General features: G+C 47.0%; 21 protein-coding genes and 1 pseudogene. 16 read left to right on the forward strand and 6 right to left on the reverse strand.

From position 1 onward, the window contains the following. Positions 1 to 230: 230 nt before the first annotated feature. Positions 231 to 383, forward strand: a complete 153-nt coding sequence (locus BGI33_RS02365) for a hypothetical protein (RefSeq protein WP_180297066.1) — start codon at positions 231 to 233, stop codon at positions 381 to 383. Positions 384 to 1,511: 1,128 nt separating this feature from the next. Here BGI33_RS02365 and BGI33_RS02370 read toward each other — a convergent pair. The 5 genes from BGI33_RS02370 to recQ all read right to left on the reverse strand — a co-directional run bounded on the left by BGI33_RS02370 (position 1,512) and on the right by recQ (position 8,035). Further along, positions 1,512 to 2,075 (reverse strand): hypoxanthine-guanine phosphoribosyltransferase, encoded by a 564-nt coding sequence (locus tag BGI33_RS02370; RefSeq protein WP_100089795.1) that lies wholly within the window; start codon positions 2,073 to 2,075, stop codon positions 1,512 to 1,514. A gap of 375 nt (positions 2,076 to 2,450) precedes the next feature. Then, the gene (gene nrdG, locus BGI33_RS02375; RefSeq protein ID WP_100089796.1) at positions 2,451 to 2,921 is read right to left on the reverse strand and encodes an anaerobic ribonucleoside-triphosphate reductase-activating protein; all 471 of its coding nucleotides are present in this window, start codon (positions 2,919 to 2,921) and stop codon (positions 2,451 to 2,453) included. 2 nt (positions 2,922 to 2,923) lie between these two features. After that, positions 2,924 to 5,065, reverse strand: a complete 2,142-nt coding sequence (gene nrdD / locus BGI33_RS02380; RefSeq protein ID WP_100089797.1) for an anaerobic ribonucleoside-triphosphate reductase — start codon at positions 5,063 to 5,065, stop codon at positions 2,924 to 2,926. A 382-nt stretch (positions 5,066 to 5,447) separates the two neighbouring features. Then, positions 5,448 to 6,182, reverse strand: coding sequence for a DUF4184 family protein (locus BGI33_RS02385; RefSeq protein WP_100089798.1), 735 nt, complete (start codon positions 6,180 to 6,182; stop codon positions 5,448 to 5,450). A gap of 62 nt (positions 6,183 to 6,244) precedes the next feature. Beyond that, positions 6,245 to 8,035 (reverse strand): DNA helicase RecQ, encoded by a 1,791-nt coding sequence (gene recQ, locus BGI33_RS02390; RefSeq protein ID WP_100089799.1) that lies wholly within the window; start codon positions 8,033 to 8,035, stop codon positions 6,245 to 6,247. Between the two features lie 93 nt (positions 8,036 to 8,128). On the opposite strand from recQ, the gene BGI33_RS02395 reads away from it, so the two are divergent. From BGI33_RS02395 to BGI33_RS02465, 15 genes are all read left to right on the forward strand, one after another. Then, positions 8,129 to 8,575, forward strand: a complete 447-nt coding sequence (locus BGI33_RS02395) for a surface-adhesin E family protein (RefSeq protein ID WP_100089800.1) — start codon at positions 8,129 to 8,131, stop codon at positions 8,573 to 8,575. A 19-nt stretch (positions 8,576 to 8,594) separates the two neighbouring features. Beyond that, complete coding sequence (locus tag BGI33_RS02400) at positions 8,595 to 8,918, forward strand: hypothetical protein (RefSeq protein ID WP_100089801.1); 324 nt, start codon at positions 8,595 to 8,597, stop codon at positions 8,916 to 8,918. Positions 8,919 to 9,068: 150 nt separating this feature from the next. Then, entirely contained in the window at positions 9,069 to 10,958 is a 1,890-nt protein-coding gene (mnmG, locus tag BGI33_RS02405; RefSeq protein WP_100089802.1) for a tRNA uridine-5-carboxymethylaminomethyl(34) synthesis enzyme MnmG, read from the forward strand. Next, a complete protein-coding gene (rsmG, locus tag BGI33_RS02410) occupies positions 10,955 to 11,590 on the forward strand; it encodes a 16S rRNA (guanine(527)-N(7))-methyltransferase RsmG (RefSeq protein WP_100089803.1) in 636 nt (211 codons plus the stop codon). Before mnmG ends, rsmG begins: the two co-directional genes overlap by 4 nt. Continuing rightward, on the forward strand, positions 11,587 to 12,366 hold the full coding sequence (locus BGI33_RS02415) for a ParA family protein (protein WP_100089804.1): 780 nt from the start codon (positions 11,587 to 11,589) through the stop codon (positions 12,364 to 12,366). Before rsmG ends, BGI33_RS02415 begins: the two co-directional genes overlap by 4 nt. Before the next feature lie 72 nt (positions 12,367 to 12,438). Beyond that, positions 12,439 to 13,293 (forward strand): ParB/RepB/Spo0J family partition protein, encoded by an 855-nt coding sequence (locus BGI33_RS02420; protein ID WP_100089805.1) that lies wholly within the window; start codon positions 12,439 to 12,441, stop codon positions 13,291 to 13,293. Between the two features lie 212 nt (positions 13,294 to 13,505). Next, positions 13,506 to 13,838 (forward strand): ATP synthase subunit I, encoded by a 333-nt coding sequence (locus tag BGI33_RS02425; RefSeq protein ID WP_180298954.1) that lies wholly within the window; start codon positions 13,506 to 13,508, stop codon positions 13,836 to 13,838. Continuing rightward, a complete protein-coding gene (atpB, locus tag BGI33_RS02430; RefSeq protein ID WP_100089807.1) occupies positions 13,835 to 14,695 on the forward strand; it encodes a F0F1 ATP synthase subunit A in 861 nt (286 codons plus the stop codon). Before BGI33_RS02425 ends, atpB begins: the two co-directional genes overlap by 4 nt. Positions 14,696 to 14,747: 52 nt before the next feature. After that, positions 14,748 to 14,978 carry a F0F1 ATP synthase subunit C gene (gene atpE, locus BGI33_RS02435; protein ID WP_025331627.1) on the forward strand — a complete coding sequence of 77 codons (231 nt, stop codon included), beginning with the start codon at positions 14,748 to 14,750 and terminating at the stop codon, positions 14,976 to 14,978. 64 nt (positions 14,979 to 15,042) lie between these two features. Then, entirely contained in the window at positions 15,043 to 15,513 is a 471-nt protein-coding gene (locus BGI33_RS02440; protein WP_025331626.1) for a F0F1 ATP synthase subunit B, read from the forward strand. 4 nt (positions 15,514 to 15,517) lie between these two features. Then, entirely contained in the window at positions 15,518 to 16,054 is a 537-nt protein-coding gene (locus BGI33_RS02445) for a F0F1 ATP synthase subunit delta (protein ID WP_100089808.1), read from the forward strand. A 10-nt stretch (positions 16,055 to 16,064) separates the two neighbouring features. After that, positions 16,065 to 17,612 (forward strand): F0F1 ATP synthase subunit alpha, encoded by a 1,548-nt coding sequence (gene atpA, locus BGI33_RS02450; protein WP_100089809.1) that lies wholly within the window; start codon positions 16,065 to 16,067, stop codon positions 17,610 to 17,612. Positions 17,613 to 17,636: 24 nt separating this feature from the next. After that, complete coding sequence (atpG, locus tag BGI33_RS02455) at positions 17,637 to 18,512, forward strand: F0F1 ATP synthase subunit gamma (protein ID WP_100089810.1); 876 nt, start codon at positions 17,637 to 17,639, stop codon at positions 18,510 to 18,512. A 33-nt stretch (positions 18,513 to 18,545) separates the two neighbouring features. Further along, a complete protein-coding gene (gene atpD, locus BGI33_RS02460; protein WP_100089811.1) occupies positions 18,546 to 19,943 on the forward strand; it encodes a F0F1 ATP synthase subunit beta in 1,398 nt (465 codons plus the stop codon). A gap of 10 nt (positions 19,944 to 19,953) precedes the next feature. Then, positions 19,954 to 20,376: a F0F1 ATP synthase subunit epsilon gene (locus tag BGI33_RS02465; RefSeq protein ID WP_100089812.1), complete on the forward strand. Its 423-nt coding sequence runs from the start codon at positions 19,954 to 19,956 to the stop codon at positions 20,374 to 20,376. A gap of 372 nt (positions 20,377 to 20,748) precedes the next feature. Here the strand turns inward: BGI33_RS02465 and BGI33_RS02470 are convergent. Continuing rightward, a pseudogene (locus BGI33_RS02470) lies at positions 20,749 to 21,433 on the reverse strand (hypothetical protein); the annotation flags it as partial.

The raw sequence follows: 21,433 nt of genomic DNA on the forward strand, positions 1-21,433 counted from the left end.
AATAATAAATAATATTTGTAAAATTAAAATTGGAAAAATATAAGTAGGAGAAGTAACTCTCAGAACTGGTCGCAACAGTAAAAAAGTATCTCTTTTATTTTAAATAGATTTATGATATGCCTCAGTGAGTTCGTCCCTGAGCGTGATAAGCGCCGATGATTTTGTAAAAATGGCCGGATAAATTTTATCAGCACGGAAAGTCGCGCAGTGAAGTGCTCAAGGAATATGATTTGATGCCATCCGCTTTAGACAGCTGGATAAACCAATCAAGTAAAAGTGATTCATTTAATACTAAAGATAACCGCACTCCAGAACAAAATGAACTGATTGCGTTACGAAAAGAGCTTAAACAGCTACGGATGGAAAACGTTATTCCAAAGTAGGCTGTACTGATCATGGGATGAAAATTAAAACCCTGAAAGTAAACCAACATTGTTATGCTGTAGCGGTACTATGTCGCTGCTTGGGGATAGCCAGACATTATGTCTATAATCAGTGCAAAGCAACCAAACAGAAATTGATTGCCAATTACGCCGACAAGATATTAGCTATTTTTAATCGCAGCTATTAATCATACGGAACCAGACGCATTCGTTTTGCCTTATAACAAGCGGGCATCAGTGTTTTCTTTCGTTACATTGCCTGGGTAATGAGGTCGCTAACATTGATATCAAAGTACACAATTAAACGTTATTGAGGATATCAAACGGCAAGCAATGACGCAGCAACAGCTAATCATTTACAGCGTCAGTTGGATGCAGGTGCCTAACAGTAGATTATAGTGGCAGACTTAACCTATAAGCGTGTTTACCAGCACTGGATTTATTTATGTGTGTTACTGAATTTATCTAATCGACAGATTGCCGGCTATGGTGTTAGTTAATATAAAACAGCGGTTGTAGTGATGTGTGTATTAAGTCAGTTTAAGCTACCGCAATCATCATTAAATCTATTTCATTCAGATAGAGAAAAGAAGTTTAACAATCAGTTGCTAGATGAGTATTTTAATACATTTAATATTTAACGATCGCTAATTAAAAGCTGATTAAAAAAGGGTTTTGCGTATGACGATACAGTAGTGAAAGCAACATTTAAAAGCATTAAAACTGAGTTTGTTAAAGGAGAAAAATTCATGACAACCCAAGAATTACAACAAGGTTTTGCGGCTGATACTTATTGATACAATCCCAAACGGTTACATTCCTCGTTAAGCTATTTGCTTCCGATGGAATTTTACAAATGGCCACTCCTTAGCTTTGTTTCTTGAATATGTGTTGCCATTCCAATCACCATATGAATAATAAATTAATATATGAAATTGATAGTCACTTTCATAAATTTCAAGCAATAAACTGCTTTTATCTGATTTTAATTAATCAGTTTAAGTGAACAGGGATTAGAAAAATTAACAAAGCCGCATATTGCGCCATCCCATATTGCTTTGGGTTAATAGTATATATGAGCTGATTAAAATAGCCACGATGCTACTTGTCACCGTGGCGCAGTAATTATTATTCAGCCAGTGCGTAAATTTCATCCAGATTGCGCCATTTTCCTTCGGCATCCATGCCATAGCCAAATACATAGCGGTTAGGGACATCCAGTCCGACAAAATCGGCCATAATCGGTTTGTCTTTTTCAATCAGCTTGTTGGCAAAAACAGCAGTGGAGCAACTGGCTGCGCCCATTTCCAGTATCTGTTTTTTTACTGCGGCCAGCGTATGGCCTTCATCGAGAATATCATCCAGTACCAGAATATGGCGTCCTACTACGGCGTTTTGCGGGGCACGCAGCCACTGATAGCTACCCCCCTGAAGTTTGTCACCATAGCGTGAAATATGGATGTAATCGAAATCTAGCGGAAAACGCAGCAATGGCAATAATTTGCCGGTAAAGACCACCGCACCACCCATTACCGGTAATACCAGCGGGTATTTGTCACTCAGTGCAGCGGTGATGTCCGCAGCCATCTGTTCCAGTCTGGCTTCACAGGTGCTACGGTCAAACAGCAAGTCTGCTTTATCCAGCATTGCCTGAGTTTCGGCGCGTTTGGCGGTTAAATCAATTGTGCTCATTGGCGTTTTCCATGTTTGTCTGGGTAAAGTAAAACCATTTTGCCACTTTCGGCTGGCCAGCAATATGTACAGGATAGGAGCAGGTGGCGTTGGCTACTGTTTAATTAGGTAAATTTGTGCTGCTGAGGTGATGTTGCTGCACTGAGGTTGATGTGATTTATTGGCTTTATGCAGATAAAAGATAAATTATTCCCAAATTTTACTTACAAGACGCGCATTTTATGCGATTTCCGGCGGTTGCGGGCAGTCTGCGGATGAAGCATGTTGATAACTGGCTGGTTTGTTAATGTAATTTTTCTGGCCAGAATAAGAAAATGCACCGTTGTGATTAGACCGAAGTAATCGGTCAATCGCAATGGTGCAGAACGCTTTGGGTTATGCGGGGCGCAGGTAATGAATTTCCTGATTACTGCTGCCGCGCCAGAGTAGTGACGGGTCTTTCAGTTCCTGTATAAATTTGCCGTCAATCAGGGTGTTAATTTCATCAATGACCTGCCTTTGGGCTGCGGATAGTTCTGATAGGGAGTAGCCGGTCCACAACCAGATATCTTTATGCTCGGTTTCCTGCCGTACTCGTTTAACCAGATGCAGGATGGTACTCAGATTGTGTGGATGCAACGGGTCACCGCCGGTTAGTGACAAACCCTGACGCACAATACGACTGTCGTTGAGGTCGCTGATGATGCGGTCTTCCAGTTGCTGGTCGAATGGCTTGCCGGAATCTACCCGCCATGTGGTGGCGTTATAGCAGCCACGGCATTTGTGTTCGCAGCCAGCTACAAACAAGGTGCAGCGGGTACCGGGGCCATTTACAACGTCAACCGGATAATACTGATGGTAGTTCATGCTTACAATACACCACACTGTTGGCCAAGGTGTTTGACCCGCCGTTTGACTTCTTCCTGTTTGCCCGTGTTAAATGGTCTGGCATCCGGACTGCCCAGATAGCCGCAGACACGACGGGTAACAGATACCCGTGCCGGGTCGTGATTGCCACATTTAGGGCAGACAAAGCCTTTGCTGGTACAGGAAAACTCACCACTGAATCCACAATCGTAGCATTCATCGATGGGGGTATTGGTGCCGTAATAAGGCACATGGCGATAGCTGTAGTCCCATACGTCTTCCAGCGCCTTGAGGTTATGTTGCAGGTTGGGATATTCACCGTAGCAGATGAAGCCGCCGCTGGCCATTTTCGGATAGGGAGCCTCGAAGTCGATTTTGTCGTACGGGTTCACTTTTTTCTCTACGTCCAAATGGAAGCTGTTGGTGTAGTAGCCTTTGTCGGTTACGCCGCTAATCACACCGAATTCAGCGGTGTCAAGACGGCAGAAGCGGTTGCACAGGTTTTCACTCGGGGTGCTGTAGAGGCTGAAACCATAGCCGGTTTCAGCTTTCCACTGGTCGGTAGTGGTGCGCAGTTTCTGCACGATGGCAATGGCTTTCTGGCGTAAGGTTTCGCTGTCAAAGACATGGCTATCGCTACCATACAGGGCGTTGATGGTTTCATGCAGGCCAATATAGCCCAGAGAAATGGAGGCGCGGCCATTTTTAAATATCTGCGCTACTGAGTCATCGGCATTCAGGCGTACGCCACAGGCACCTTCCATATATAGAATCGGTGCCACCCGTGCTTTGACGTTTTCAAAACGGGCAATGCGCGTCATCAGTGCGGTGCGACACAGTTGCAGGCGCTCATCCAGTAGTTGCCAGAAACGTGCTTCATCATGTTTGGCTTCGATGGCAATGCGCGGCAGGTTTAGGCTGATAACGCCCAGATTGTTACGCCCTTCGTGAATTTGTTCGCCATTTTCTTCGTAGACACCCAAAAAGCTGCGGCAGCCCATTGGGGTTTTGAAGGAACCGGTAACAGCCACCACCTGATCGTAGTTGAGAATATCGGGATACATGCGTTTGGAAGCACATTCCAGCGCCAGCTGCTTGATGTCATAGTTAATGTCTTCGGCTTTGTGGTTAATGCCATCTTTGATGCTGAATACCAGCTTCGGAAAAACCGCTGTCTTACCATTTTTGCCTAAGCCAGCCAGACGATTGCGCAGAATAGCGGTTTGGATCAGCCGGCTTTCCCAGCCAGTACCCAGACCAAAGCCAAAGGTCACAAAGGGTGTCTGACCATTGGCGGTATGCAAAGTATTAACTTCATATTCCAGTGACTGGAATGCGTCGTAGCATTCTTTTTCGGTACGGTTGCGGGCATAAGCCTCAATATCGGCAATCTGCCATTCTGTTGCGACGGCAAGGTGTTTGTTGTAGCTGGCACGGACAAAGGGTGCCAGTACTTCATCGATACGGTTGATGGTGCTGCCACCGTAAATATGGCTGGCTACCTGAGCAATAATCTGTGCGGTAACGGCGGTGGCGGTGGCGATCGATTTCGGGGGTTCGATTTCGGCATTGCCCATTTTGAAACCGTTGGTAAGCATGCCGTTCAGGTCGATCAGCATACAGTTGAACATCGGGAAAAAGGGTGCGTAGTCCAAATCATGGTAATGGATTTCGCCACGTTCATGTGCCAGTACCACGTCGCGCGGTAACAGGTGTTGCTGCGCATAGTGTTTGGCTACGATACCGGCGAGTAAGTCGCGCTGAGTGGGGATGACCTTGCTGTCTTTATTAGCATTTTCATTGAGCAGGCTGAAATTAGTTTGTTCTACCAGTCCCTGAATTTCACGATTGAGACGGCCGCGCGATTCGCGTGCCACGTCACGGGAGTGGCGGTACTCAATGTAGGCACGTGCCAGTTCTTTATATTGGCCAGCCATTAACTGGTCTTCCACGGCCTGCTGAATATCATGAATATCAACATATTCGCGGCTGGCAATGATGCTGGTGACGCGTGCAGCTACCTGTGTACAGTAGGCACTGTCATCAATGTGTACGGCGCTGGCGGCTCGCTGTATGGCATCCTGAATTCGGGCTGCATCAAAGGGGACGCGACAGCCGTCTCTTTTAATTACAATGGGTTTCATGCTGATTATCCTTCTGCTACTGCCTGCCATAACAGGCCGCAGTTACTGCTTTGCTATTAACTAATAACAATTTGCCTGATCCGGGTATTTATATATCGTAGATACTATATTTAGTATCAAAGTGCCATTGCGGTCTTTTTTTTTACTATATATGGGATTGGTGTGGTGAATAAAGCGGCATTTTTCGCTTTTATTTGACATAGCGCATCAAGTAGGGTTGACATGGCTATTTAATTTATAAAAATCATATATTTATATAAATGAAAGGGAAGTGTAAAAAATGGTCATTTCTTGCTGGCTGGCGTAGATGCCGGTTTCCTTGGCAAAGGTTATCTGATGCCCCAATTTAAATAGAATATGCACGACTAATTACGAGTATGCTTTAAATATGGCGCTTAGCGTACTGTGTGTAGAGCGAAGTGATAGTCGTGCTAATAAACAGCGACATAATAATCGTCACTATCAGATGGCCACTGCGCAGGCAATCTGGATTGAAGCTGATGCGAATACCTGCAATCAGTAAAGCATTCACAGCAATCAGTAGCCAGTAACGATAGTTAATCTGCACAACAGGCAGATTCGATTGGGGCATGTACAAAATAAAAGCAGCAATGCACAGCAAGCCACCGATTGAGCTGCCATGCTGTAATAGTTTGTAGACAGGCACTGGTTGCAAAAATGGCAGTGTTATTTCCTGCTGTAGCCACAGGCTGTGGCTGACAAACCAGCTGGACGGATGAGTGAATGCATCCCAGAATACATGCGACAGACTACCGAGAAATAGTGAAAAGATAACAATCAGGTAGTGCCGGCAGAAATATTGAGTCCAGTTGAATGTCAGATAAACATTAAAGCGCCGCTGTAAACTGGACGGCAGGTGTCGAATTAATGGATTGCGGATGATGAGGTGAAAAATAAAAGCCACAGTCAGGCCGGTAAGGATATTGAGTAGGCAGATACCGGTATAGGCGTGTCCATATATGCCGGACATTTTCATGCGAATATAATATTCAAAATCTGGTGACATGCTGCCAACAATCAGCCCAGTCATGGAAAACCATTTGCTGTAACGATACAAAGGCAAAATAATGGCCGGATGAGAGAGGGTAAAAGGCATGAGGAAGGCACCCTGAGAAAATAAGTTAATCAGTTAGCGGTATGAATGGCGTGTGCTGGCTGCTATTGCGCCCATTCGCGGCACAGAGCCAGAATATCTGCACCAAAATTTCTGATTTTACTTTCGCCCAGTCCATAAATATGATTTAAATCAGCTAGTGTGGCAGGTGGATGCTGTACCAAATCCTGCAAGGTGCGGTCGGCAAAAATGGTATAGGCGGGTACATTATTCTCGCTGGCACGCTCTTTACGCCAGCGGCGCAAGGTTTGCCACAGACGTTCTTCGCGTTCGGTGCGCAGCCAGATATCATTACTGCGGCTGCTGCGGGTTTTGTCATGTTTCAGTGGGCGCAACCAGACCTGCTGCTGGTTTTTTAATACTGCGCGTGCCTGTTCAGTCAGTTGCAGGGCTTGATTGGCCATATCAACATTCAGGTAGCCGGCAGCAACACATTGTCGTACCACTGTGCGCCATTCCTTGACACTCAATTCACGGCCGATGCTAAAGGTGGATAATTGCTGATGACCATAGCGTAGTACCCACTCCGATTCACGGCCACGCAAAACATCAATCACATGGCCGGTAGCAAAACGCTGCCCCACCCGATACACGCAGGAAAGTAGTTTTTGCGCCAGTATGGTACCGTCAAATCGGCGGGGCGGGTCAATGCAGTTATCGCAATGCCCACAGGGCTGGCTGTCCTCTCCAAAATAGCGCAGCAGCAGCTGGCGGCGGCAGTCGGCAGTTTCACAAAAGGCCAGCATTGCATCTAATTTTTGCAAATCTATGCGTTTTTGTGTTTCATCCCGCTCGGCTAGCTGAATCCGTTCGCGCAGCAATACCCAGTCATTCAGGCCATAACACAGCCAGCTGGTGGCCGGTAGGCCATCACGGCCGGCACGTCCCGACTCCTGATAAAAATGTTCAATACTGGCCGGCATGTCCAGATGAGCTACAAAACGCACATCCGGCTTGTCTATACCCATGCCAAAAGCCACTGTAGCCACTACGATAATGCCGTCTTCCTGCGTAAAACGGCGTTGGTTCTGGCTGCGGGTATCCCAGTCTAATCCGGCATGGTAGGGCAGGGCAGTCAGCCCGTTTTCCCCCAGAAAAGCAGCAATATCTTCCACACGTTTGCGCGACAGGCAGTAGACAATACCGTTCTCACCATGCATCTGGCTGCGGATAAATTGCAGTAGCTGTTTTTTACCGTTATTTTTTTCAACAACCTGATAATCAATATTCGGGCGGTTAAAGCTGGAAATAAATACTTGTGCATCTGTTAAGTCCAGATAGTGCTGAATATCGGCACGAGTGGCATTATCGGCTGTAGCAGTTAGTGCAATTCGCGGTATGCTAGGAAACTCATCCGCCAGTACGGATAACTGTTGATACTCTGGCCGAAAGTCATGTCCCCATTGACTAACACAATGAGCCTCATCAATCGCAAACAGACTGATGCGGGTATTATGTAAAAACTGTAAAAAACGCGGCATCACCAGCCGTTCCGGAGCCACGTACAATAGCTGCAAATGTTCGGCTGCGATTTCATCGGCGATGCGCTGTATTTCCTCGCCACTGGTACCACCATGCACACAGGCTGCGGCAATACCATTGATATTTAAAGCCGTAACCTGATCCTGCATCAGTGCAATCAACGGCGATACCACGATGGCGACACCATCGCGCATTAACGCCGGAATTTGATAACATAAAGACTTACCCGCGCCGGTGGGCATCAGTACCAATGCATTATTGCCCTTTGCCACGGTGTTAATAATTTCGGATTGTTGGCCGCGAAATTCCGGATAGCCGAAAACATCGTGTAAAATTTGCTCAGCATGGGTCACATAACACCTGTTACACTTAATCTGAAACGGGCATTGTACTGCAACTTACCTTTATTTCCGACAGTCATCCGCTGGCTGTTGCAAGGAATTAGCATGAAAATCATTTATCTTCGTCAACTGATGGCCAGTCTGACTGTTTGTACCATACTGGCTGCATGTACAACAACCAGCGTGCCCAAAAAAGCAGATGGTAGCTGGATTGAGCTGGGCGTATCTGCTAGCGGTAATGTTCAGCATGCACTGGATAGCAACAGCATCAGACGTCAGGGCAATCTGGTTACTTTCCGTGACCGTAAAATCGTTATCGACCCGAAACAGCAGTATTACAGCAATACCCCGGCCTATAAAACAGCACTGAGCACCACCCAGATTGACTGTAGCCGCAAACTGTTCCGGGTACTGGATGTAGAGCTGCTGGATGCACATGGTGAACTGATTCGTCAGGACCATTTTGGCGAAACTGATTTGCGCCCGATGGGTATTACCAGTGGTTCAGCCTCCGAGCAGCAATATCAGCGAGTATGTAGTCATCAACTCTGAATAGAGAAAGTGATCAGGCATGAAAGCAAAATATAGCTTGTGGTTATTTTTGAGTCTGGCTGTTACGGCATGGGCTGAGTCTCCTGCCGATGTAGAGCTGCTTAGCGCGCAGAAAGCCTATCAGGCAGCACTCTCAGGGCAAAGTGCCAGTCAGAACAGAGCTTTGCAACTGCAAACCCAGTTACAATCGGCACAGTTACAGCTGAAAAATGCACAGGATAATGTTACCCGTCTGCAAAGTGATTTTAATCAGGCTGATGTTCAGCGTCAGCAGGCAGATGCTGCGTTGCAGGCTGCTGGAGCCAGACTGGATGCCGCATGGCAGGCCGTACACAGCCGTTAAAACAGCATACGACAACAGCAAGGTCTGTGGTAAAAATCTCTTTGCATTTTTACCGGCCTGACAAATAGCAATAGCTCGCGTAAAATAACAACCTTTTGCTTAAACGTTGTTCCGTGAAAAAACAACGTTATGGAATCAACTGTTGTCAAAATGAATTATCCGATTGAATACGATGTGATTGTGGTAGGTGGCGGCCATGCCGGTACCGAAGCCGCTCTGGCTGCCGCACGCATGGGCGCAAATACATTATTGCTTACCCACAATATCGAAACGCTGGGACAAATGTCATGCAATCCGTCTATTGGCGGCATTGGCAAAGGTCATCTGGTGCGCGAACTGGATGCACTGGGCGGAGCAATGGCATTAGCTGCCGATCACAGCGGTATTCAATTTCGGCGTCTGAATGCATCAAAAGGGCCGGCAGTACGCGCCACGCGCGCGCAGGCTGACCGCATTTTATATAAAGCCGCTATCCGTTCCGTATTGGAAAGCCAGCCGAATTTGCAATTGTTCCAGCAACAGGTGGAAGATATTATTGTCGAGCATGGCCGTGCCGTTGGTGTGATGACATCAATGGGTGTTTCGTTCCGAGGTCGGGCGGTGGTGCTGACCGCCGGTACTTTTCTGGCCGGTAAAATTCATATTGGTCTGGAAAACTATGCTGGTGGCCGTGCCGGCGACCCAGCCGCCCAGCGGCTGTCTGGCTGCCTGAAAGAACTGAATTTACCGCAGGGACGCCTGAAAACCGGTACGCCGCCGCGGATTGATGGCCGCAGCATTGATTTCAGTCAGCTCAAAGAGCAGCCGGGTGATAGTCCAGCGCCGGTATTTTCTGTGCGTGGCAGCCGTGCCATGCATCCGCAGCAGATTTCCTGCTGGATTACCCATACCAATAGCCATACCCACGATATTATCCGAAGCGGCTTCGACCGCAGCCCGATGTTTACCGGCAAGATTGAAGGAGTAGGGCCACGCTACTGTCCTTCTATCGAAGACAAAATCAATCGTTTTGCCGATAAAGACAGTCACCAGATTTTTCTGGAGCCGGAAGGATTAACCACACACGAGTATTACCCTAACGGTATTTCCACCAGCCTGCCGTTTGATATCCAGCTGCAACTGGTACATTCCATGCCCGGATTACAAAATGCACATATCCTGCGCCCCGGATACGCCATTGAGTATGATTACTTTGATCCGCGCAACCTCAAGGCCAGTCTGGAAACCAAAAGTGTAGCCGGTCTGTTTTTTGCCGGACAAATTAATGGTACCACTGGTTATGAAGAGGCTGCCGCACAAGGATTACTGGCCGGAGCCAATGCAGTGCTTTATACCCGTGAAGCCGAACCACTGGTGTTGCAGCGTGATCAGGCTTATTTAGGCGTACTGGTTGATGATTTGATTACCAAAGGCGTAACCGAACCCTATCGCATGTTTACCAGCCGTGCCGAATATCGCCTGCAACTGCGTGAAGATAATGCCGATATGCGATTAACTGAGCTGGGGCGGGCAGTAGGGCTGGTGGGTGATGAACAGTGGCAAATGTTCCAGCAGAAACAGGAAGCCGTAGAGCGTGAACTTCAACGCCTAAGCCATACCTGGTATACCCCACTAAATCTGCCCAAGAGTGAACAGCAGCGTGTACTGGGACAGCCATTAAGTAAGGAATCCAGTCTGCTGGACATGTTGCGCCGGCCAAATGTCAGCTATGCCGCCTTAATGACTTTACCAAATGCGCAGCAGGAAACACTCAGTACAGATGCCGCAGAACAGGTAGAAATTCAGGCAAAATATCAGGGCTATATCGAACGGCAAAACGAGGAAATCAGTCACCGCCAGAATCTGGAAAAACTGAAATTGCCAGCCAGTATTGATTACACACTGGTGAAAGGCCTTTCCGCTGAAGTACAACAAAAACTGAATCAGTTCCGCCCCGAAACTGTAGGGCAGGCATCACGTATATCCGGCATCACGCCAGCAGCGGTGGCATTATTGATGGTACATCTGAAACGGGGTTTTGAGGGAGCAAAAACAGCATGAGCGACATGAAAACCATGCTGCAACAAGGTTTGCAGCAGATGAATATCAACCTGACAGTACCACAGCAATTACAGTTGCTGGCTTTTGTAGAACTGTTAAAAAAATGGAACAGCACCTACAACCTGACTGCACTACGTAACGATCAGGATGTCATCAGCCATCATATTCTCGACAGCCTAACCCTGTTGCCCTATGTAGAACGTGCCCGTGGCCTGATTGACGTGGGTAGTGGTGGCGGCATGCCCGGAATCCCCGTGGCCATTGCCCGTCCGGATTTGCCCGTAGCCCTGCTGGACGCCAACAGCAAAAAAACCTCATTTCTGCAACAGGCAGTTATCGAGCTGGGCTTAAGCAACGTACAGGTGATTACCGCACGGGTAGAAGCTATGGTGGGTGAACAGTTTGATGTCATTACCAGCCGAGCTTTTGCCGAATTAAACGACTTTGTCACCATCACCAAACAGCTAATGGCAAAAGGTGGTTACTGGGCAGCCATGAAGGGCGTGTATCCGTATGAAGAAATTGAGCGCCTGCCAGAAAATGTAGAATTGGTTCAGGTAGACAAACTCAATGTTCCCCATCTGGATGCAGAACGCCATATGGTGCTGGTACGCAAGAAAGATCATGCATGAGTGCACATATTATTGCCGTAGCCAATCAAAAGGGTGGTGTGGGTAAAACCACCACTGTCGTTAATCTGGCCGCTTCACTGGTAGAAAAAAAATCCAGAGTCCTGATTGTTGACCTCGACCCTCAGGGCAATGCCACTACCGGCAGCGGCATTAACAAAGGCAACGTAACTAGCGGTGTTTATGCCGTATTGCTGGGCAATGAAGAAATTCACAACGCCATTATGCCCGCCCAAAATGGTGGTTTTGATGTTCTGCCGGCCAATCGGGCTCTGGCTGGTGCCGAAGTAGAGCTGGTGCAGGAACTGGCTCGCGAAATGCGCCTAAAAAATGCCCTGGCACAGGTAGTTGGTCAATACGATTATATTATTATTGATTGCCCGCCAACACTAACCTTGCTAACCATCAATGGCCTAGTAGCGGCACAACACATCATTGTACCCATGTTGTGTGAATATTATGCTCTGGAAGGTATTTCCGACCTGATTGCCACTGTGCGTAAAATTCGTCAGGCAATCAATCCGCAACTGGATATACTGGGTATTGTTCGTACATTATATGACCCGCGCAGCCTGCTGGCCAAACAGGTAGATGAACAGCTAAGTGCCCATTTCCCGGATAAACTGTTCAGCACACCTATTCCGCGTAATATTCGTCTGGCCGAAGCACCCAGTCATGGGATGCCGGCACTGCAATATGACCCGCGTGCTACCGGTACCAAAGCTTATCTGGCACTTGCCGATGAAATTTTGGTGCGTACAGCGGTGAAACAAGCATAAAATCACTTATTCAACCTAACAACAGCATCGACACAGCAGATAGTGTCAACCAACAAACTTAAAGAGTAATACATGGTAAAAGCAAAAGGTTTGGGCGCAGGATTGGATGCCTTACTCGGTTCCGGCAGTGACATCACCGGTGGAGATCGTTTAACCAGAGTAGCGATTACCGATATTATTCCCGGGCGTTACCAGCCGCGTACCCAGATTGATGATGAATCCTTGCAGGAATTGGCCGAGTCGATACGCGCGCAAGGTATTATTCAACCGATAATCGTGCGCGAAATGGGTTTGCAGCAATACGAGCTAATTGCCGGTGAGCGCCGTTGGCGCGCTGCACAACTGGCAGAGTTGCAGGAAATTCCCGTGGTTGTTAAAAGCATTTCCGATGAAGCTGCTTTGGCCATGGGGCTGATTGAAAATATTCAGCGTCAGAACCTCAACCCAATTGAAGAAGCACAAGGTTTAAAACGTCTGGTCGATGAATTCGGCCTCACCCATGATACTGTTGCCAAAGCAGTTGGTCGCAGCCGTAGCAGTATTTCCAACAGCCTGCGCTTACTTAATCTACCTCAGCCAGTTCAGGATCTGATGTATAGCCGGCAACTGGAAATGGGGCATGCACGCGCTTTATTAACCTTGCCGGTTATTCAGCAGATTGATCTGGCACAAAAAGCAGCACAAAATGGCTGGTCAGTGCGGGAAGTAGAACGCCGTTGTCAGCAGGCACAGGCCAAACCGGAAACAGACGCACGTCATCCGGCTGAAAAAAGTAGCGAAATACAACAGATTGAAGCCGCACTAGAGCAGCGTTTTTCCGTACCAGTGCAGGTACAAAGCCGCAATCAGCGCAGCGGCCGGATTATTCTGCAATTTGATAATCCTGAAACATTAAGCCATATATTACAAAGATTGGGACTGGAATAAGTCTGACAAACAGAGACTAACTGCACAAAACTGTTCAGATAGGTTATCAATTCTGTCAATGTTAATGTTATAGAAATATATAGAAAAATTAATTAATTAGCTAAGATTTATTTAACGAAATTTCACAAAATCACTTGACGATATTGTATTAGTTGATTATATTAAGCGTAGCTTACCGTAGCGTTTTTCAGGGTAACAGAATGAAGTCAATCATGTTTTGGCAAACAGTCATGTTGTTTGCCGCAGTTTTTGTGTCTGCATGGTTGTGGGATTGTTCTGCTATCTGGTCAGCAGTATTGGGTGGACTCAGTTATCTGATACCTACATTACTGGCGATATTAACCATTATCGCTGCAAAAAAATTACCGGCGCTATTACCTGCAACACTATTAATGGCTGAAATCAGCAAAATCCTCATGATATGTCTGATGATGTTGCTGGTGTATATATGCTATTCTTCTGTTAACTGGTTTGCTTACCTGACAGGACTGATACTGGTCAGTCAGGCTGGATTGTTCACATTTAGAAAAAGATTGTTACTATGAGCGGCACAGAGATGACTCCGGGCGAATATATTAGCCATCACTTAATCAATTACACCCAGAAATCACCAGATTATCAGACAAATATGGTTGATTTCTCGTTTCTTAATCTGGATACCCTGTTTTTTTCCATCCTAACTGGTGTTATCGCTTCTGCCATTCTGTTTGCGGCAGCGCGACGCATGAAAGTAGGTGTACCCACCCGCTTTCAGGCGGCCATAGAATTACTGATTGAGTTTGTAGATGGCATCTGCAAGGATATGGTTCACAATGAAAAGTCCCGTAAAATCATTGCCCCGCTGGGGTTGACCGTATTTATGTGGATTCTGTTCATGAATATGATGGATCTGTTGCCAGTGGATCTGTTGCCATGGGCTTGGCAACATACCACAGGTGATCATCATGCCTATCTGCGTGTCGTGCCTACTGCAGACCTGAATACCACCATGGCCATGGCTATTTCCGTTTTGTTTTTATGTATTGTTTATAATATCAAAATCAAAGGTTTGGGTGGTTGGATACATGAATTGTTCAGCGCACCATTTGGTAACAAGGTTTGGTTGTTCATCCCCAACTTTTTAATGAATATCATTGAATTCTTTTCCAAAACCCTCTCGCATGGTATGCGACTGTTCGGTAACATGTATGCGGGTGAAATTTTGTTTATGGTTATTGCCTTGATGGGTGGTGCCTGGGGTATGTCTGGTGCTGCTGGTGTTAGCGATGTGGTTCTCTTCATCCTGCAAATCATTGCTGGTCTGGCTTGGGCTATATTCCATATTCTGGTGATTGCCTTGCAGGCGTATCTCTTTATGGTACTGACCTTTGTTTATCTGGGTCAGGCTCACGATTCCCATTAAGGGTAGTTTATTTGTTGTAGTATTCTTTTCTTTTATTTAAGGAGTGAAGTAAATGGGTGGTTTAATCGCTATCGCTTGTGGTTTGATGATTGGTATTTCTGCCATGGGTGCCTCTATCGGTATTGGTATGCTGGGTGCAAAATACATGGAATCTTCTGCCCGTCAGCCTGAATTAATGAACTCATTGCTGGGTAAATTCTTCATTATCATGGGTATGATTGATGCTGCGTTCATTATCTCCCTGGGCGTATCATTCTTGTACTTCGCCAAAATCGGCGGCTGATAAACTTGGATTTGCTGGTTGTTAACTGTTTTAATTAATAAACACAAATTCTAAAGGTTTAATCGTGAATATCAACGCAACCCTAATTGCACAAGTGCTCGTTTTTGTCATGTTTGTGCTATTTACGATGAAATTCGTATGGCCACCCATCGTCAAAGTACTTGATGCCCGTGCCGACAAAATTGCCGAAGGTTTGGCTGCTGCCGAACGTGGAAAAAACGATTTTGCCCAGGCGGAAAAACGTGTTGCTGATATCTTGGCCGAGGGCCGCAGTCAGGTCTCCGAAATGGTGGCCAATGCGGAAAAGCGTGCCGCGCAGATTGTTGAAGATGCCAAAACACAGGCATCGGAAGAAGCTGCCCGCATCATGGCTCAGGCAAAAGCTGATGTTGAGCAGGAAGCCAATCGGGCCCGTGAAGCACTGCGTCAGCAGGTAGCAGATTTGGTTGTTAAAGGTGCCGAATCCATCCTGCGCAGCGAAGTTAATCCTTCACGTCACGCTGATTTACTGGCGAACCTGAAACAGGAGCTGTAATCCCATGGCTGAGTTCGCAACCATAGCCAGACCATATGCCAAGGCATTGTTCAGTCTGGCACAAGAACAGAATCAGATTGAGTCTTGGTTGGACGAACTGAAAACACTGGCTGAAATTATCCTGCAACCAAAAGTGCAGTTACTGATTGACGAGCCGGAATGCGAATACGCACAAAAGGCAAAAGAAATCCTGTCATTAGTCGATTTTACGCCTGCTGATGAACTGAAAAATTTCATCTTTGTGTTGGCGCAGAACAAACGCTTAACAGTTTTGCCAGAAATTTATACGTTATTCCAAGACTATGCTTTGTCCCTTAACGACATAAAAGAAGCCACCGTATATACGGCCTATCCCATTGATAAGGTGCAGTTTGCACAAGTCGTTGTGGATCTGGAAGCCCATTTCAACAGCCGGTTGAAAGCGCATCAGGTGGTTGCCCCGGAATTAATTGGTGGCGTAAAAGTAGAAGTTGGTGACCGAGTATTGGATTTGTCGGTGCAAGGCAGATTAAACAGCCTGCATGCGGCATTGATGAATTAGGAGAGTTTTCATGCAGCTTAATCCTGCTGAAATTAGCGATTTGATTAAAGCTAAAATCGCAAACCTGAACGTAGATACAGAATTACGTACCCGTGGTACCGTAATGTCTGTAACTGACGGGATTGTGCGCGTTCACGGCTTGTCAGACGTGATGCAAGGTGAAATGCTCGAGTTTCCCGGCAATACATTTGGTCTCGCCATGAACCTGGAGCGCGATTCTGTAGGTGCCGTGATTCTGGGTGAATCAGAACATATTAAAGAAGGCGACGAAGTTACCTGTACCGGTCGTATTCTGGAAGTACCGGTAGGCCGTGAGCTGGTAGGCCGTGTGGTTGATGCACTGGGTCGTCCGATTGATGGCAAAGGCCCAATTAATGCCACACACACAGCTCCGGTAGAAAAAATTGCCCCGGGTGTGATTGCACGTCAGTCTGTGGATCAGCCCATGCAAACTGGTCTGAAAGCCATTGACTCAATGGTGCCGATTGGTCGCGGCCAGCGCGAGCTGATCATTGGTGACCGTCAGACCGGTAAAACCGCCGTAGCTCTGGATGCCATTGTTAACCAGAAAGATACCGGCGTAATCTGTATTTATGTAGCTATCGGCCAGAAAGCTTCTTCCATTGCCAGCGTAGTACGCAAACTGGAAGAACATGGTGCGATGGATCACACCATTATTGTTGCTGCTACTGCTTCTGAAGCAGCTGCTCTGCAATATATTGCCCCATATGCTGGTTGCAGCATGGGTGAATTTTTCCGTGATAACGGTGAAGATGCGCTGATTGTTTATGATGACCTGTCTAAACAGGCCGTAGCATACCGTCAGATTTCCCTGTTGTTGCGCCGTCCACCTGGCCGTGAAGCTTATCCGGGTGACGTATTCTACCTGCATTCACGTCTGCTGGAACGTGCTTCCCGCATTAATGCACATGAGGTAGAAGAGCTTACTAAGGGTGCAGTAAAAGGCAAAACCGGTTCATTAACCGCCCTGCCGATTATTGAAACTCAGGCTGGTGACGTATCTGCATTCGTACCAACCAACGTTATTTCTATTACAGACGGCCAGATATTTCTGGAAACAGATCTGTTCAACTCTGGTATCCGTCCTGCCATCAATGCCGGTATCTCTGTATCCCGTGTAGGTGGTGCAGCACAGACCAAAGTTATCAAAAAACTGGGCGGTGGTATTCGTCTGGCACTGGCTCAGTACCGCGAACTGGCTGCATTCTCACAGTTTGCTTCTGATTTGGACGAAGCAACCCGCAAACAGTTGCGTCATGGTGAAGTTGTGACAGAATTGATGAAACAGAAACAGTTCAGCACCCTGAGCACTGGTGAAATGGCGCTAACCCTGTGGGCGATAAACAACGGTTCTTATGATGATGTACCAGTTTCAAAAGCTTTGGGCTTCGAAGCAGAGTTTTTAGGCTATGTGCGTACCCAGTGTCCGAACGTTTTGCAGGACATCGATACAACCGGTGCCTTGAGCGATGATAATGCCAAAGCATTGGACAACGCCATGAAGACCTTCAAATCGTCTTACAGCTTTCAGGCGTAAGCGTGTCATTGAAAGGAGTCTGAAATGGCAGTAGGAAAAGAGATTCTCACCAGAATTCGCAGTGTTCAGAATACCCAAAAGATCACTAAAGCGATGCAGATGGTGTCAACCTCTAAAATGCGGAAGACTCAGGAGCGGATGCGTCAGGCGCGTCCGTATGCCGATAAAATTCGTCTGGTAATGAGCCATCTGGCACAAACCCATTCCAGTCATAACATACCTTTATTGCGTAGTACTAATGATAGCAAGCGTGTTGGCTTCATTGTTATTACTACCGACAAGGGCTTGTGTGGCGGTTTGAATGCCAATATCCTGAAAGCATTCTTCAGTAAAGTGCAAGAATGCAATCAGCAGGGGCTAGATGCCGAAGTTGTGTGCCTGGGCAGCAAAGGCCTGGCAGCATGCAACCGAGTGGGTTTGAATGTCATTGCCAGTGCTGTGGGCTTGGGTGATACACCCAGAGTGGCTACATTATTGGGTCCGTTAACGGAAATTTTTCAGCGTTACGCCGAAGGTAAACTGGATGCAATTTATCTGGTTTATGCCGGCTTTATCAATACCATGCGTCAGGAAGCACGTCTGGAAACACTATTGCCAATCGGGCAGAATGTTCTGGACCAAGTACCCGAAAGCAAGGAATACGGCTGGGAATACGTGTACGAACCTTCACCACAGCAGGTGCTGGAATTTTTAGTCCGCCGTTATTTAGAGTCTGTGGTTTATCAGGCCTTATCTGAAAACATGGCTGCCGAACAGGCTGCGCGTATGGTAGCGATGAAAGCAGCTACTGATAATGCGAGCAATGCCATTAAAGAATTGCGTCTGGTGTATAACAAATCGCGTCAGGCAGCGATTACCACAGAGTTGTCAGAAATTGTGGCCGGTGCTGCTGCTGTTTAAGCGGTGCGGGTCAAATAAACTTAGGATGCGATAATGAGCCAAGGCAAAATCGTACAAATCATTGGTGCGGTAGTGGACGTTGAATTCCCACATGACTCCATTCCCAATGTGTATGACGCTCTTAAACTGGTTGATACTGATTTAACTCTCGAAGTTGAACAGTTACTGGGTGATGGTATCGTGCGTACCATTCCCATGGGTACTTCCGATGGTCTGAAACGCGGTATGGCCGTGGTCAATACTGGCGCCCCGATTACTGTTCCAGTAGGTACAGTCACTCTGGGTCGGATTATGGACGTTCTGGGTCATCCAGTTGATGAAGCTGGTGAAATTCAAACCAGCACCACCCGTTCCATTCACCAGCAGGCACCAAAATTTGATGAGCTTTCCAGCTCTACCGAATTGCTGGAAACCGGTATTAAAGTGATTGACCTGCTATGCCCGTTTGCTAAAGGTGGTAAAGTTGGTCTGTTTGGCGGTGCCGGTGTAGGTAAAACCGTGAACATGATGGAACTGATTAACAACATTGCCAAAGCACACAGCGGTTTGTCTGTGTTTGCCGGTGTAGGTGAGCGTACTCGTGAAGGTAACGACTTCTATCACGAGATGAAAGACTCAAACGTACTGGACAAAGTGGCAATGGTGTATGGTCAGATGAACGAACCACCAGGTAACCGTTTACGCGTGGCATTGACTGGTCTGACCATGGCGGAATATTTCCGTGATGAAAAAGACGAAAATGGTAAAGGCCGCGATGTATTGTTATTTATCGACAACATTTACCGTTATACACTGGCCGGTACCGAAGTATCAGCACTGTTAGGCCGTATGCCGTCTGCTGTGGGTTATCAGCCAACATTGGCCGAAGAAATGGGTCGTTTGCAGGAGCGTATTGCTTCTACCAAAACCGGTTCCATTACTTCTATTCAGGCCGTATACGTACCTGCGGATGACTTGACCGATCCGTCTCCGGCAACAACGTTTGCCCACTTGGATGCGACCGTGGTATTGAGCCGTGATATTGCTTCTTTAGGTATTTATCCGGCGGTAGACCCACTGGATTCCACTTCACGTCAGCTTGACCCAGCAGTAATTGGCCAGGAACACTACGACGTTGCACGTGGAGTACAGACTACTCTGCAAAAATACAAAGAGCTGAATGATATTATTGCAATTCTGGGTATGGACGAATTGTCTGATGAAGACAAGCTGACCGTAAACCGCGCACGCAAAATCCAGCGCTTTTTATCACAGCCTTTCCATGTGGCCGAAGTGTTTACTGGTGCACCGGGTAAATACGTATCCCTGCGTGATACTATTGCTGGCTTTAAAGCAATTCTGAATGGTGAATACGATCACCTGCCGGAACAGGCTTTCTACATGGTAGGCAATATCGAAGAAGCTGCTGAAAAAGCGAAAACCCTAAACTAAGGAGCGCTTGATGAGTACCATGCAAGTGGAAGTGGTGAGTAATGAAGAGAACATCTATTCTGGAGAGGCCAGTTTTATAGTTGTGCCAACTCTGGAAGGTGAGCTGGGTATTTATCCTCGCCATGAACCCATTATGAGCCTGGTGCGTCCTGGTGCCCTGCGTTTGACAGTTCCTGGCCAGAAAGAAGAAATTCTGGTGGCGGTATCAGGCGGCGTTCTGGAAGTGCAACCGAATAAGCTAACACTTTTGGCAGATGTGGCCGTTCGCAGTGAAGAAATGGATCAGCAACGTGCCGAAGAAGCTAAAAAAGCAGCCGAATCCGGTATCCATGAGGCCAAAGATGATGTTTCTCTGGCCAAAGCACATGTGGCTTTAGCTGCGGCAATTGCCCAACTGAAAACGCTGGATTACCTGCGCACACATCGAAAATAAACAGCCATAATAGTAGCCACCAAACTGGTTTGGTTTCTATAAGGAAATGTTTAAAAAGCCCGGCAGATTGTCCGGGCTTTTCTACATGTGGGAAAATATATGGCACAGCACAAATTAATGTTTGATATCAGCGATTACCAATGCGAGAATCAAGCTTCAATTTTCGTAAATGGTGTTGCACTACAGCGATTAAAACCAAAATTCAGTACTGACCAATCTATCAGAAATTTCAGCTGATATGAGATTAAATATATTGCAGAATTCAATCATCTGAATATATTTAAATATACGGGTTAATTAAAATTTATTGGGTTATTAAGCATATTTCTAGGATTAATCGCCCAACAGACTTTATATATACACTTTAAAATTTCACATTCCCGCAAAGTAAAAGCCGTCCCACAGGAAGCGGGTACGGTTGTAAGGCTTGCCTTCGCGGTCTAACTTCTGTTTTTCGATGCGTCGGCCAAGGGCGTCATAGAGGTAGCGGTATCGTTCGGTTTTGTTGAGCTGTTCAATGCGTACTTCGCTCAGACGGTGTTCGGCATCGTAGTGGTAATGCTGGGTAGCACCGGTGATCTGTTTACTGGCAGTTCTGCCGTGCTCGTCGTAGCGGTAGTGGTGCCCTCTGAAATGCAGGAGCTGGTTACAGCGAATCAGGTTGTGGTTGCTGTAGTCTTCTCTGTATTTGCTGTCCAGCAGGTTGGCTGCGGCATCGTATTGCAGGGTTTCCCAGTATCTCTGGTTGCGACAGCCTTCGATTCTGCCGGTGTGATCATAGCGGTAATCGGTCTGGCCGTGTTTGCTGTGTTTTTTGCTTACCAGTCGGTCTAGGTTGTCGTACTGGTAGCTGCGTTCGAGCAGGATATCGGGCAGGATGGGGTTCTGATTGCGCTGTATCTGTTTGCGTTGCAGCCGGCTGTTGCGGTCGTATTTGAACTGGGTGTTCAGGCGTCCCTGAGTGCGTAATACTTCGCGGTGCAGGTTGTCGCGTTCGATATCGCTGATGATGTGGCCGTCGATGTTTATCTGGTGCAGGTGGCCGGAGCCGTAATAG

It is taken from the genome of Snodgrassella alvi, assembly GCF_002777425.1.
GTDB lineage: Bacteria > Pseudomonadota > Gammaproteobacteria > Burkholderiales > Neisseriaceae > Snodgrassella > Snodgrassella alvi_B.